Below are 13852 nucleotides of genomic sequence, written 5' to 3'. Positions count from 1 at the left end.
GAGAAATCTGGAGCAAAAGCAGAGTTCATCACCAGTCAGGAATTACTCTTTCCCCATTAAAATAACTACATTACTTTGTCACCAGTATCCTTTTGGTAAAAGTACGCCCGTCGCAGTTAAATTTTAGCAGGTACGTTCCGGCCGATGAAAGCTTCAGGTCATTTAGCATAATTTCCTTCTCGCCAGGCTCGACAGCCTTAGCCTGTTGACTTACCAATTGCCCCGACAAATCATAAATCCGAACGACTATTTTCTGTTTACGGGCAATGGTCAATCGTAGCGTAAGTGTATCATTGTCAGCAACCATAGGATTGGGGTAAACGGTTAGAACTTCCAATGGCATGGCGGCTTCCTCAACTCCGGTCACTATTTCTCCTTTGATCAGGGCAAGCGAGGCGTAAGGCCCGATAGATACCTTACCGCTATATATTTTTCCCTGAGCATCGAGGTATATTTCGCCGCCCAGATCAATGATTCTGGCCTGCGCCGTGGGGTTGGGCTCAAAGCGGATAAAAGCCGCCGGGTCGTCACCCGCTTCCAGCGTAACGGGTGCCGGCTTGCCATTGGGTTCGTAAGATGGGTATTGCTTCCTAAATTCGTCCAGTGTATACTGTATTGTGGAAGCCCCCTGCACTTTGATGACGTTGCCGGTTTTGAACGGCTGGCAGTAATAGTTGCTGTCCAGCGTGCCAAGTTTGTCCAAATCTGACGGATTGAATGAGTTATTGAAATCGGCGCAATTTTGACCAGGCAATCGGGGAAAAAGAATATTTCGCGTCATGGTATTGTTCAAAGCCGAGGCCGTGCTGCCATTTTCTCCGAAGGTATTTTTGTACGTATTGAGCGCAATCCCGGTACCATTGCAGTTGTACAGCGTGTTGTCGTAGAAGTAGTTATTGCCCGAAAGATTTGCCAAAATTCCCCAGTTGCCCAGGTTATAGACCGTATTGTTGAACACCTCCTGCGCTCGCGAATCGTTGTCTATATAGATCCCGATTGTCTTGACTTGTTCCCCCGCCGGAGCGCCGAGCCGGGCACCGGGCGCATGGTGGACAAAGTTCTCGTAGACTTTGTTTGGGTTCTTATTCCCCACCGTATAAATACCCCCGCCATCGTCTTTAATAATACAAAACCGCTGAATGTCATTGTGGCGGACGACGAAGTTTTTGCCCAAATAATTGACCGCGTGATATCCGATGCTGTCCACCGTATTATTCTCTATGATACTCGGATCGCCCTCTCCATTAGACACCAGCCTCACTCCCGTATAACCGATAAACCCTTCACCGCCCATGCCTGCTCGGGTCGCGATATTGCGAAAGCTATTCCCCGAAATCAGAATTCCGTTGCCGCCCTCCCAGCGAAAACCTACATCATTGACGTTGGTGATGGTGTTGTTCCTGAAAACCGAATTGGTAAACCGCCAGGTACTCGATCCGTAGTCTGCCCCATTGTTCAGTTGGCAATTTTCGATAGTGATATTATCGTCGATCTGCCCGGCCAGAATATTGTTAGAGGCATTTTCCAGCCCTAATCCCTGTATCTTGACAAAGCTGGCATTATTGATTGTAAGTACGCTGGGAAATTGCGGCACCTCGATGTCAAGGGTATTCGGGTCGGTGGTAGAATAAATATAAAGCGTCCTGTTGCTTATATCGTGGCACCACTCGCCCTCGCGGTTCAACGTATTCAGATGGTTTTGGAAAATATAGCCGAAGCGATCGCGGATGGTATTCAGACTTGCGTCCGCGCTCGTCGCCGTCACGACTACGGTATTGCCCGTGTGCGAAACCACTGTTTCGTTATTGAACAAATCCCGGTTAGTGCGAATCGCGATTTCGGCCCCCTTAAAATGATTTTCGGGATAAGGCAATGTGGCAGCTTCTGTAATGAATTGATTGTTGGCTGTGTGGCTACTGATGGTGCGGAATCCTCCATCATTAGGATTAAAGTCGGGTTCGCGGCCAATTTGTTGGGCCACATTGTTAATAAAAAGGGAGGGCGTCCGATAATAAACCAGGGTATTGCTGTTGAGGCGGCTAAGGGGTTCCAGCGCAGTTACCCAGACATTGTTACTTATTTTCTGCCAATTCCCCACCTTCTGCGAGGCACGAAGAACGGGCATCGGCCCTACCCCGTAAGCACTATATACCACAGGATCTTTACTGGTCCCCTTACGCCCATTGATCGTAATGGAGCCATAAAAAATATCGCCTTTTTTGAATAAAATGCTGTCTCCCGCCACAAAGCTATTGTTCATGGAGTCAACCTTTTTTAGCGTTTTCCAAGCCTGGTTTACCGAGGTACCCGGATTGGCATCGTTGCCCTCAGAGGTACTCACGAAGTAATTGGTGGCACTGGCCGCCCGATTAAACAGCAGGAGGATGGCTAGGGTGAAAAAATATTTTTTCATCGCTCGGTAAGGAAGATCATCTGCTATTTTCTACTTTTCCGCTTACGTCCCTTTGCAGGTACTAATTCGTAGCTGCGAATCCAGTCATAATACGTCACATTCTTGTTTGTGTCGGCCAGTTCTTCGGGCGTGGGAGGCACCTCCCAATTGTAGGTTTCGGTGACGAGGTGCATGTACATCGGCACATCGAAAGGTGTTTTGCTGATCGTGGTATCAGGATGAATGGTAAACCTGTATTCGCCATTGTAGTAGAAATCCAGCGTGTTGGCGTCCTTCCACCAGCAGCCGAACGTATGGTACATGCTGTCGGCCGCAGCGACCAGATCCGTTTCGCCGGGCGTGGAAAGAACCGGTAACTTATTGCCGTCACAGTCGGTCCGGAATATGTGGGCGTTGGATTTCATCTTATACTTGAAAGCCGCGTATTTCTTGGCACCACCGATGGCTTCAACGATATCAAGTTCCTGCTGCACTGTTTCGCAACCAACTTTGTGTGCGGGTGTCTTAAGCCAAAACGTCGACGACATCGACACCCCCGAGGCTTTCATACGGGCTTCGTAATAGCCGTAAAGCGCCCCGCTGCTTTTGGAAGCCACCGCCCCGCCCGCCAAGTGATAGACGCCTTCCGGCGGATCGAGTACCACATCTTTGATTTGCAAACTACCCTCTTTCACTGCGACATTTTCAGCCCGGAAGGTAGCCGGCGGGCGACCGTCCTTCCAATAAGGAGAGCGGGCGTACCACTTCGTAGAGTCCAGTGAGGTGCCCTCGAACTCGTCGGAAAATGCTTCGTTTTTAATCCATTTATAGCCTTTGGGGGGAGCAGGTTGGGCATAGGTGGTCGCCAGGCCGGCCCACAAAATGAGCAAAGAGGTTAGCTTGATTTTCATTTCCTAGGGTGATAAAACTATTAGGTAGAGTACGTGCTTTCAGGTTATCGAAGCCTGTTTTGTTTCACAACCCAAAATTATCTACAAATAGTCGCATCAAAGGATAGGTACTTGGCGGAAAGTGATACTAAGTTGGCAAATGATTTAGCACGGCCCCTATCCGTTAAAGGAGGCCTCCACAGTGTGGTAGGCGATTGCCTCCATTTTTCGTTTTTTCGGAATCAACACTAATCCTTATAGTCCCGGGAGTACTGTGTCGGCGTTTTGCCGACAAATTTCTTGAAGTACCGGTTGAAGTTTGAAAGGTTATTGAAGCCGCATTCAAAACAAACCTGAGAAATGTTCAGGTCTGTTTCTATAATCAGCCGGCAGGCGTGGCCCACCCGTACTTCCAGAAGAAAGTTGGAAAAGGTTTTATTCGTTTTTGTCTTGAAATACCGGCAGAAGGAGTGCACGCTCAAATTGGCCACGCTGGAAATCCCGGCCAGGGTTATTTCGCGCTGAAAGTTGCTAAGCACATACTGGTAGATACTATTCAGCCGCTCACTGTCGATGGCATCGTACGTGTGCGAAAAACCCACAGAAGCCAGCTGACTTTCAGTTTCTATTTCGGTGAGCTCAGCCAAGATACTGAAAAGAAGGATGATACGCTGGATTCCTTCCGAACGGTGAAGCTGCTCCATAAGCCGGCTTATCGATTCCGGGGCGTCGCTCCGGATCTGAATGCCCCGTTGGGAGCGGGAAATGAATTCGTTCACATCTTTCATTTCCGGGACGCGAAGAAAACGCTCACTGAAAAAGCCCGGTAAGAAGTGGATGACGTAGGCATCGGAAAGAATACCCTCTCCATGTGCGTCATACCGGAAAAGGTGAGGGAGATCCGTACCGAGAATGAACAAATCGTTTTCTTCAAATGGTGCCACGCAGTCACCTATTATGAAAGTGCCTTTGCCTTTTCTGATGTGGATGATCTCAATTTCTGGATGATAATGCCACTTGTTGTGAAAAACCGGCACTTCGTCATGACGTATGCTGAACGACTGTTCAACCTTGTTGGAAATTTTTAGGAGTTGTGCTTTCATGAGTCAAAATACAGCTGACTGAAATTTCATGCTAATATAGTATTGTTTATTGCTAATTCAAGTAAAGGTTGAACCGTATCTAATCCTTTATTTTGTTTGATTTTTTATATTAAAGAATTAAAAACAGCAATTATCAAAGATTTCTGCCCGGCAAACAGAGCATAGATCAAGTAGTTATGATATTATTCTGATTCTTTTGGGAGAAAAACCTTAGCCGGAATTTTTATTCCATTTCATTCTTAAAAACAAATCCTTGAAGACTATTATTCTCAACAAGCCGGGCGAACTTCACCTGATTGAACGGGCGGAACTCGAAGCCGCCGCCGATGAAGAAGCAATTGTAAAAATTAAGCGAGTGGGGATCTGCGGTACGGATTACCATGCTTTTAGCGGCAACCAGCCTTATTTTTCGTACCCCCGGGTCCTGGGCCATGAGTTGGGGGCCGAGGTCATCGCACTGGGTGGTAGCCAGGCCATCGCCACACTGAAAATCGGTGATAGGGTTTCCGTGGAACCTTACCTTAATTGTAACGATTGCCAGGCTTGCCGGGGCGGACATTTCAACTGCTGTGAACGCATCCAGGTGTTGGGCGTCCACACCGACGGTGGCATGACAGAATTCCTCAAAGTACCTATCCGCAAACTTCACAAGTCGGAGGTACTTTCATTTGATCAACTTGCGCTGGTCGAAACACTCGGAATCGGTCTGCATGCGGTCAACCGCGCAGGAATTCGACCAGAAGATTCTGTCCTGGTGATCGGTGCGGGGCCGATTGGACTATCGGTAGCGCAATTTTCCAAACTGAGCGGGGCTACCGTCGGTGTGGCGGATATGACCGCGGGCCGCCTCGAATTCATCCGCCGTCACGGCATATCCGACCGAAGCATCGTAGTGAAGGAGCCGCTGACCCCTGAGTACATACGCGAGTTTTTTGGAGGCGATCTCCCATCGGTCATCATTGACGCTACGGGCAACCGCGGCTCGATGCTCAACGCTTTCAACCTGATCGCCCACGGTGGAAAGGTCGTGTTCGTGGGGCTTTTTCAGGGCGAGGTGGAATTCAACGACCCAAATTTTCACAGGCGGGAGGTCACCCTGCTGGCCAGCCGCAATTCACTTCCCGACGATTTCAGGAAAATCATCTCCCTCATGGAAACAGGGCAGATAGACACGGCCCCCTGGCTTTCGCATCGCACAGACTTTGAGCATTTATCGACGGACTTTGCCACTTTTATGGAGCCTGACCAGGAACTGATTAAAGCAATCATAGAGGTATAATAATCGTTGACTTACGCTTCAGTTTTGGTCATTATACGAATACACCATCGATTTTGCACCAAAATAGTATTACAAATAGTCAAGTTATCCATACATTCGGTTGGTTATATCCCATAGATTTGTCTATAAATGCTAAATCGGAATATAAATTAATATCCGTTTAACCTCACCTCATTTACCTGTTGATTTTACTATGAAAAAACTACTGCTGTTCATTGCCCTTTCTTGTACCTATGTTCAGGCTGATGCTCAGAACAAATACCAGGAAAACTGGGAGTCAATTAAGGCTAACTACAAAGATCCGGACTGGTTCCGTGATGCCAAACTAGGCATATTCATTCACTGGGGAGTGTACGCCGTGCCGGCTCACAGCTCAGAGTGGTACCCAAGAAACATGTACCAGGATTCGATCGTGCTGGGTGGTCACGGTGAAAAACTGCAAAACAAGCCCTCCGGGGTGAACCTCTATCACGTTAAAAAATATGGCCCCCTCAATGAGTTCGGCTATAAGGATTTTATTCCCGACTTCAAGGCAGAGAAATTCGACCCGGCCGCCTGGATCAGCCTTTTTAAAGATGCAGGCGCGAAGTACATCGTGCCCGTGGCCGAACACCACGACGCTTTCGCGATGTATAACTCCTCCATCACCCCCTGGAACTCGGTCGATATGGGGCCGCACCGCGACGTGCTGGGTGAACTTCGTAAAGAAACGCTGAAGCAGGGGCTGAAATTCGGCGCTTCCTCGCACCTGGCATTCAACTGGGATTTCTTCAACAAGAAGCCCTCTTTCAATAACATGGCCCCCAAGTACGCTCTGTTGTATGGCCCCAATCACGAGCCTTATGCTCCCGCCAGCGAGGACTTTCGGAATTACTGGTGGAGCCGAACCAAGGAAATCATCGACAACTACCAGCCCGACGTTTTGTGGTTCGACTTCGGTTTCGATCGCCCTGAGTATGCCCCGCAACATCTCAAGCTGGCCGCTTACTATTACAACAAGGGCGAGGAGTGGAATAAAAGAGTGGTGCTGCAATCCAAAAACCTTAAATACGAATCTTTCCCGCTCGGCACCAACGTGCTCGACATCGAACGAAGCAAGCTTAACGAAATCCGTGAACTACCCTGGCAGACCGATACTTCAGTGGGAGCTAACTCGTGGGGGTACGTCGAAAACTGGAAGTCGAAAAACCCGAACACGATTGTGGACGACCTAGTGGATATCGTAAGTAAAAACGGCAACCTGCTGCTCAACGTGGGGCCCAAAGCAGACGGCACCATTCCCGACGACCAGAAAAACGTGTTGCTGGAATTGGGCAAATGGCTGGAAGTGAACGGGGAGGCCATCTACGGCACGCGACCTTATAAGATCTACGGCGAAGGGCCCACCAAAATAGTGGAAGGCCATTTGTCAGAGGACAAAAACAAGGATCTCGGCGCGGAGGATATCCGTTACACCCAGCAAAAGGACGGGCAGCTTTACGCTACGATCATGGACTGGCCCAAGGAAAACAAGACCACCATCCATACCCTCGCCAAAGGCAACAACCTGCTTGGCAAGGTGTCGTCTGTGTCGCTGCTGGGCTACGACGGAAAGTTGAAATTCAAACAGGCCAAAGACGGACTGGAAATCACGCTGCCTGATGCCCCCGTGGGGAAGTACGCTTACGTCTTCAAGATTAATTGAGGCCAGGTTTGACCATAAAGGCAAAAAGAGAAAAGCCGCTTTCTCCCGATGGGAAAGCGGCTTTTCTTGTGTAAAAACTACCGCATTTAATCGTGTTCATGGAAGTTCAACACCATATTGGCATGGGGCCTGCGCCGGATGGCAATGGGGTATTTACCCACCCAGGTACCTTCACACCAAGCTTTTCAAAGCTACCGCCGGATCGGCTAGCTTTTCTTTATTGATAATTGCCCTGTCTCTAATCAATCGGGTGCCCATCACGTAGGCTTTGGCGTTGTTCACCGCATCTACGGCAAGTAATTCCTGGCCTTTAAAGTACCACACAGAAAACTGGTCTTCCCGATCTTCCTTCCGCACGACCAGATTATCGAAACCTTGCGAAAGTCCCGCAATTTGCAGCTTGATGTCGTACTGATCCGACCAGAACCACGGAATGGCGTCGTAATAAACGTTTTTTCCACACATGGCGGCAGCGGCCACTTTTGCCTGATCAATGGCGTTTTGAACCGACTCCAAACGTACGTATCGGCGGTAGTGGGGATTGAAATGAAAAGTACAGTCGCCAATGGAATAGATGTGTTCGTCGCTGGTGCGGGCCGTTGGGTCCACTTTGATTCCGTTTTCAATTTCCACGCCCGCCGAACTACCCAAGGCTGTGTTTACCCGCACCCCGGTTCCCATGATGATCACATCCGCTTGGTAAGAACTCCCATCGGAACATTGCAGGGTACTTTGGGCATCGCTACTTTCAACAGCTACTACCTGCTTACCCGTTTCGATAATCACACCATGATTCTGGTGAGTATACCGGAAAAATTCGGACATGAACGGACAGGTAACCCTGTGCAGTATACGTTCTTCTCTTTCAAGGATGTTCACCTCTGCGCCCATTTTACGCAAAGAAGCAGCGGTTTCGAGACCTATGTACCCACCACCAATGATGAGCACCCGCTTTTGCCGGGACACTAGCAGGGCTTCGCGGATTCGGGTGATGTCCTGAGCCGTCCGTAACGGAAAAACGTTTTTTGCGTCGGCCATTCCCTTGATGGGCGGGAGGCAGGGCCTTGCTCCCGTGGCCAGCACCAGTTTCTCGTAATACTGGCGGCGTCCATCGGCGAGCGTCAGGTACCTTTCGGTGCTTTGGACATTTGCTACCTGCACACCCAGACGAAGCTCGATAGCATCTTTCAGATAGGATTCCCGGGGTTTCAGCAGATAGTGTTCTACACCAAGTTCGCTGGTCAGGAAGGCTTTCGAGAGCGGGGGGCGGTGGTAGGGTAGTTCAGGGTCGGCATCAAACAGGATGATCCTGCCCGGCCATCCTTCCCGCCGCAGGGCAAACGCGCAGGTGACCCCGGCGTGACTGGCGCCCACCACGCATACCACCTTATCGTCAGGGGAGTCCATCATCGGGTTTTACCTAGCAACCGTTAGCGTGATTCCGTCCAATGCTTCGGAAATCTGCACCTGGCAACCCAGCCGGCTGTACTCATCCACATCGTCGTTCAGTTCAAGCATATCCATTTCGATCTCTTCCGGCTCGCCCACAATAGCCATGTACTCCGGGGCTACGTGTACATGGCAGGTGGCGCAGGAGCAGACTCCGCCGCAGTCGCCGTCGATTCCCGGCACGCCGTTCTGGACAGCCAGCTCCATCAAAGACCCGGAAAAGGCTTCCAGGGTGATCGATTCATCAGTATTCGTAATGTAAGTAATCCTTGCCATAAGTACTTTTATTATTACTATTTGGTAAATGCTTCGAATGCTACCTCTATTTTGTGAAAACCAACTTTGCGCCTGAATTCACCCCATTCCTCGATGTTTTCCTCGTAATTTCTGATTTTCATGGAACTCACCTTTTGTGACAATCCGACAAGAAGGTGTCTCAGGATTTGTCGGGCGTGGGTTGCGCCCAGGCAATTGTGGTGACTGAATCCAAAACTGACGTGAGGATTAATTTTCCGGTCGAGCACTACCTCATTTGGCTTTTCAAATGTTCCGGCATCTCGGTTGGCCGAGGCCCAGCACAGGGAAACCCGCGTATCGGCTTTCACGGCATGACTGCAGACTTCCGTATCTTCCGAGACCACCCTGCCCATGTGGGTCAATGGAGCAAAGTACCTGACAAGCTCTTCCACGGCCTTCCCCACCATCTCCGGCTCGTTGCGCAGGCGTTCAAGATGTTCGGGGTGCTCTGCCAGATAAGCGATTGAATTCGTAACGGCATTGATGACGGTATCCCTTCCCCCCGCGAATGTAAGTACCATGACTCCCTTCACTTCTTCCCTGGTCAATTTCCGGCCCTGATAGTCAGCAAACAGAAGTACGGAATAGAGGTCATCCCCCGGATTACGGGAGGCATTTTCTATCTGATTGTCGATGTAGTCATACAATATCGCGGCTTTTCCGGCATCGAGCGCTTCGCCTTCGCTTCTAAAGACGTGGGTTCCCCACGAAATCCAGGTTTCTGATTTCTCCATAGGCACATTGAGTAGCAGGGTCAGCGCTCTTGATTGCAGCTTTAATGCGAACTCACCCACTACTTCGACCTTATCCCGGTGAAGTACTTCGTCCAGCAATTCCGAAACCAACGCTGTCAACTTTTCCTGGTAGGCCTGTTCATTGGGCCGCCTGAACCAGGGTTCCAGCAGAGCGCGGTAGTCGGTATGTTCCGGTGGATCTACTTCGAAGGGTACCTGACGGGTTTCACGAATATTGACTTCCGAGGGTACCACAATCCGGCCGGGCGTGGCGCCCGAACGGAAGGTCTTCCAGTTGTGTGCCGTCTTACGCACGTCTTTGAGCCGGAGCAACATCATCACCGGGTCGTCCTGATCGGCCACTTCGCCAAACCCAGCCTTTTCCCGGACTTCTTCAAAAGGGTCATCGAATTGACTGGCTCTCCTGTTGTTGTTCATCACTTTTGCGCGTTTAATTGTAATGGCTATCCCACTTTCCCATCGGTGCAAACTTCCGACATTATGCTTTCGAACGGTTGTCCTACATTTTCAGATTGTTGACCTATATTGTCCAATAATTCAAGAATCGTTAGAGATTTGTGCTAAATGAAAGCTGTTTTTGAAGAAGTCCTGTCAAAAAGAGGAGAATCGGTTTTGTGCAAAAAAGTATCCCTGCCTTCCTTTGACGCTCCATTCCATTTCCATCCCGAATACGAACTGACCTGGATTCGGAAAGGGGAAGGTTTACGCTATGTGGGGATGAATGCCGGGGCTTTCGGCGCCGGAGATCTGGTTTTGCTGGGATCTAACCTACCCCATTGCTGGGTCAACCAACCCGAGGAAGACGGGAGTAATGTGGAAGCATGTGTCGTCCAATTTGACACACGCCTCTTAAACGACTCATTGCTTCAGTGGCCCGAATTTCAGCCCGTTGCCAGGTTACTCGACTATTCCACCGGGGGAATAAGCTTTGACAATCATACTATCGGACCGCTATTCGAGCGATTGGTCGAAGTCGCTGGCCCCAAAAGAATCATCTGTTTTTTGGATCTGCTGCTGCAACTAGCCGAAACGCCACGCCACATCATTATCGAAACGGGTGACTTGTACGCAGATCAGCAGCGCTTTAAGGTGATTTTCAGCTACCTCATCGAGCATTTCAGAGAACCGATCGAACTGGAAAAGGTGTCCGGTCTGGCGGGCCTTACACCTACTTCGTTTTGCCGCTATTTCAAAAAGATAACCGGCAAAACCCTTTTTGACGTAGTCTTGAACTACCGGCTCGAAGCCGCTGCCCAGCTACTGCTGCGAACCGAAAAGCCGGTCAATGATATTGCCTTTATGTCTGGTTTCGAAAACCTTCCTTATTTCAGCCGGACTTTTAAAAAATGGAAAGGATTGTCGCCTAGGGCTTTTCGACATCAATACCGTGCATAATTATCACGTGTTTGCTGCCGATACAAGGTATACTCCAAAGGACGAGGTCAAGCTACAATTGAACTGTTCTCGGAAGTATTGTCAAGCCTGAATTTCTCCGGATGGAGAACTATTGACTCCCAGGAACTACCATCTTCAGTGAAACTATGTAGTCTTCAAAGAAAAAAGAAGACGTTGACCTCCTCCCCTACCTCATTCAAAAGATTTCGGCCCTTTTGCGGGTCGCCAACTTAATCTTGGTTGGCAAATTCTGGTATTAACTTGGCATTGGAGAAAGAGAATCGGGCAATTTGGTGATATTACCGCTAAAATCACTTTATATCAGTTAAATAAACCTTGAAAGACCACGATGACGGGCCGCCGACAATTTATAAAAGAAACCTCTCTGCTTGGCGCTGTTTTGGCAGCCGCACCCATTAAATCGTTTGCCATTTCACACCAGCACCTTCGGCCCGACGACGAGACCATCGGCCACAATGGCTTTCGTTACAAAGTAGATAAAGCCTGGGGCAAAATCAGTCCCGACAGCAACCCGCTGCTTAACTGCCACGAGATGGTGCAGGACAGCCAGGGCCGGTTGATTATGGTCGGCGACAACACGCGCAACAACATTCTGATCTTCGACAAATCCGGCAAACTACTCGACAATTGGGGCCACGCCTATCCCGGCGGTCATGGCCTTACGCTGGCGCAGGATGATAGCGGAGAGGATTTTCTGCTCATCGCCGACTGCGGATGGTACCAGGATAAAACGGGAAAATTCAACAAGCAGCAGGGCCAAATCGTGAAGACTTCGGTGGATGGCCGATTCCACTTTGCCATCGGCCACCCGTTGACCATCGGGATCTATAAAGCAGACGAGCCTTTCATGCCTACCGAAACTGCCGTGGCACCCAATGGCGATATCTACGTGGCCGATGGCTACGGTAGCGACTACATCATTCAGTATAACAGCAAAGGGCAGTACATCAGGCATTTTGGCGGCCACAACAATGCCGATAATGAACATAACCTCTCCAACGCCCACGGCGTGGCGGTGGACTTGCGCGACAAGGCCAACCCCAGGCTAATCTGTACGTCTCGGGCCGAGAACTGCTTCAAGATATTCACGATGGACGGAAAGTACCTCGAGCGCGTCGATCTGCCCGGTATGCACATTTGCCGCGCCGTAATCAAGGGCGACAACCTCTACGCAGGCGTATGCTGGAGCAAAGATGCTGACGGTAAAACCGATTGGGGCGACTCGGGCTTTGTCACAATTCTGGACAAAAACAATAGAGTCGTGAGTAGCCCCGGCGGCATGGCTCCCATGTATGAAAATGGTATTTTACGACCGACCCTGCAAGCGGCCAACCCTACCTTTCACCACGGTCATGATGTGTGTGTGGACGAGGATGAAAACCTGTATGTCTGCCAGTGGAAGGCCAACTATACACCACCTGTGAAGCTTACAAGAGTTTAAACAACAGATAGTTAATCCCAAACCTTGAATCCTGATTTTCAGTAAACTAATATCCTTTTTTACCTTTCAATACTATGCTGAGATTACTAGCTTTCTTCCTGCTCGCTCCCCTTTTAAGCACTCAATCATTTGCCCAAAGCAATACGCCGCCCCAGAAAATGGAAGACGGATCGCAGCGGCTCACCAAAGCACAAATACAGCAATGGGAGTCGCTGGGATACGGGATGTTCATTCACTTCGGGATGAGTACCTACGATGGCATCGAGATGTCTCCCGGCGACCTACCCGCCACGGCTTTCAACCCCACAAAGCTGGATGTGGAGCAGTGGATCAAAACAGCGGCGGAAGCGGGCATGAAGTACGCCGTGCTGACCACCAAGCATGTAAGCGGCTTTTGCCTGTGGCCCAGTAAATACACCGAATATGACGTGGCGAACAGTTCGGTGAAAGTGGATATTGTCAAAGAATTCGTCACCCAATGCCGCAAGTACGGGCTCATGCCGGGGCTGTACTATTGCTCGTGGGACAACAAGCACTTGTTCGGCAGCAAAACGCCGCCCAAACACACAGGATTCGGCACGGCATATACTACCGAAAAGTACCGTGAGTTTCAATGGAATCAGCTGGAAGAACTCTGCACCAATTACGGCGAAATCGGCGAAGTCTGGATCGACATCCCGTTGTTTCTACCCCGTGATTATCGCGAAGAACTCTACGACCAAATTGTAAAATGGCAGCCCAAAGCGGTGGTGACATTCAACAACGGCCACGGCGATGGTACTTCTCTCAAAATTGCTTCGACCTGGCCGACGGATTTGCTCGAAATGGAGCGGCAACTACCCGATGGTAGTTTCATGTCCAAAAAAAGCCAATACGAAGCCTGGAAGAATGTAGATGGAAAGTACTACTACCTGCCCGGCGAAATGAACCTGCCGATCGGTAACGAATGGTTCTTCGTGGAGGGCGATCTGCCTAAATCCGACGAGGAGCTATTGGGCATGTACCTTATCAACCGATCGCGCGGCGCGAACTTCCTGCTTAACGTTCCACCGAATAAAGACGGGGTACTTCCGACAATGTACGTCGATGCCTTAATGCGTTTGAAGAAAAACATCGACAAGCTGGGCTTGGATTAAAAGTCAAAGC

General features: G+C 49.8%; 11 protein-coding genes. 5 read left to right on the top strand and 6 right to left on the bottom strand.

Annotated features, from left to right (window positions below; genetic code table 11):
* Window positions 1–70 precede the first annotated feature (70 nt).
* The 3 genes from IE117_RS08515 to IE117_RS08505 form a co-directional block, all read right to left on the bottom strand.
* Window positions 71–2413: a T9SS type A sorting domain-containing protein gene (locus IE117_RS08515; RefSeq protein ID WP_189563861.1), complete on the bottom strand. Its 2343-nt coding sequence runs from the start codon at window positions 2411–2413 to the stop codon at window positions 71–73.
* A 23-nt stretch (window positions 2414–2436) separates the two neighbouring features.
* The gene (locus tag IE117_RS08510) at window positions 2437–3303 is read right to left on the bottom strand and encodes a family 16 glycosylhydrolase (protein WP_189563860.1); all 867 of its coding nucleotides are present in this window, start codon (window positions 3301–3303) and stop codon (window positions 2437–2439) included.
* Window positions 3304–3530: 227 nt separating this feature from the next.
* Window positions 3531–4385, bottom strand: a complete 855-nt coding sequence (locus IE117_RS08505; RefSeq protein WP_189563859.1) for an AraC family transcriptional regulator — start codon at window positions 4383–4385, stop codon at window positions 3531–3533.
* Window positions 4386–4638: 253 nt separating this feature from the next.
* On the opposite strand from IE117_RS08505, the gene IE117_RS08500 reads away from it, so the two are divergent.
* Both IE117_RS08500 and IE117_RS08495 read left to right on the top strand, forming a co-directional pair.
* Window positions 4639–5664 carry a zinc-binding alcohol dehydrogenase family protein gene (locus IE117_RS08500; protein WP_189563858.1) on the top strand — a complete coding sequence of 342 codons (1026 nt, stop codon included), beginning with the start codon at window positions 4639–4641 and terminating at the stop codon, window positions 5662–5664.
* Between the two features lie 193 nt (window positions 5665–5857).
* Complete coding sequence (locus tag IE117_RS08495) at window positions 5858–7348, top strand: alpha-L-fucosidase (RefSeq protein ID WP_189563857.1); 1491 nt, start codon at window positions 5858–5860, stop codon at window positions 7346–7348.
* A gap of 171 nt (window positions 7349–7519) precedes the next feature.
* Here IE117_RS08495 and IE117_RS08490 read toward each other — a convergent pair whose 3' ends face one another.
* From IE117_RS08490 to IE117_RS08480, 3 genes are read right to left on the bottom strand one after another with little or no spacing between them, the layout of a single operon-like run.
* Window positions 7520–8758 carry an NAD(P)/FAD-dependent oxidoreductase gene (locus IE117_RS08490; protein WP_229580534.1) on the bottom strand — a complete coding sequence of 413 codons (1239 nt, stop codon included), beginning with the start codon at window positions 8756–8758 and terminating at the stop codon, window positions 7520–7522.
* Window positions 8759–8764: 6 nt separating this feature from the next.
* On the bottom strand, window positions 8765–9073 hold the full coding sequence (locus tag IE117_RS08485; protein ID WP_189563856.1) for a 2Fe-2S iron-sulfur cluster-binding protein: 309 nt from the start codon (window positions 9071–9073) through the stop codon (window positions 8765–8767).
* A 17-nt stretch (window positions 9074–9090) separates the two neighbouring features.
* The gene (locus tag IE117_RS08480; RefSeq protein WP_189563855.1) at window positions 9091–10266 is read right to left on the bottom strand and encodes a cytochrome P450; all 1176 of its coding nucleotides are present in this window, start codon (window positions 10264–10266) and stop codon (window positions 9091–9093) included.
* Window positions 10267–10413: 147 nt separating this feature from the next.
* On the opposite strand from IE117_RS08480, the gene IE117_RS08475 reads away from it, so the two are divergent.
* The 3 genes from IE117_RS08475 to IE117_RS08465 all read left to right on the top strand — a co-directional run bounded on the left by IE117_RS08475 (window position 10414) and on the right by IE117_RS08465 (window position 13842).
* Window positions 10414–11244 carry an AraC family transcriptional regulator gene (locus tag IE117_RS08475; RefSeq protein ID WP_189563854.1) on the top strand — a complete coding sequence of 277 codons (831 nt, stop codon included), beginning with the start codon at window positions 10414–10416 and terminating at the stop codon, window positions 11242–11244.
* 349 nt (window positions 11245–11593) lie between these two features.
* Window positions 11594–12706 carry an NHL repeat-containing protein gene (locus IE117_RS08470; RefSeq protein WP_189563853.1) on the top strand — a complete coding sequence of 371 codons (1113 nt, stop codon included), beginning with the start codon at window positions 11594–11596 and terminating at the stop codon, window positions 12704–12706.
* Window positions 12707–12780: 74 nt separating this feature from the next.
* Window positions 12781–13842, top strand: a complete 1062-nt coding sequence (locus IE117_RS08465) for an alpha-L-fucosidase (RefSeq protein ID WP_189563852.1) — start codon at window positions 12781–12783, stop codon at window positions 13840–13842.
* Window positions 13843–13852: the final 10 nt, after the last annotated feature.

The sequence above is a fragment of the Persicitalea jodogahamensis genome (assembly GCF_014651615.1).
Lineage (GTDB): Bacteria > Bacteroidota > Bacteroidia > Cytophagales > Spirosomataceae > Persicitalea > Persicitalea jodogahamensis.
Note: the sequence above shows the minus strand (reverse complement) of the source record. Positions and strands in the feature narration are given on the sequence as shown.

Excerpts from the sequence above, each read along its gene's own strand:
- IE117_RS08475 (WP_189563854.1), top strand. The coding sequence starts at position 10,414 with ATGAAAGCTGTTTTTGAAGAAGTCCTGTCAAAAAGAGGAGAATCGGTT.
- IE117_RS08470 (WP_189563853.1), top strand. The coding sequence starts at position 11,594 with ATGACGGGCCGCCGACAATTTATAAAAGAAACCTCTCTGCTTGGCGCT.
- IE117_RS08485 (WP_189563856.1), bottom strand. The coding sequence starts at position 9,073 with ATGGCAAGGATTACTTACATTACGAATACTGATGAATCGATCACCCTG.
- IE117_RS08480 (WP_189563855.1), bottom strand. The coding sequence starts at position 10,266 with ATGAACAACAACAGGAGAGCCAGTCAATTCGATGACCCTTTTGAAGAA.
- IE117_RS08510 (WP_189563860.1), bottom strand. The coding sequence starts at position 3,303 with ATGAAAATCAAGCTAACCTCTTTGCTCATTTTGTGGGCCGGCCTGGCG.
- IE117_RS08495 (WP_189563857.1), top strand. The coding sequence starts at position 5,858 with ATGAAAAAACTACTGCTGTTCATTGCCCTTTCTTGTACCTATGTTCAG.
- IE117_RS08490 (WP_229580534.1), bottom strand. The coding sequence starts at position 8,758 with ATGATGGACTCCCCTGACGATAAGGTGGTATGCGTGGTGGGCGCCAGT.
- IE117_RS08465 (WP_189563852.1), top strand. The coding sequence starts at position 12,781 with ATGCTGAGATTACTAGCTTTCTTCCTGCTCGCTCCCCTTTTAAGCACT.
- IE117_RS08515 (WP_189563861.1), bottom strand. The coding sequence starts at position 2,413 with ATGAAAAAATATTTTTTCACCCTAGCCATCCTCCTGCTGTTTAATCGG.
- IE117_RS08505 (WP_189563859.1), bottom strand. The coding sequence starts at position 4,385 with ATGAAAGCACAACTCCTAAAAATTTCCAACAAGGTTGAACAGTCGTTC.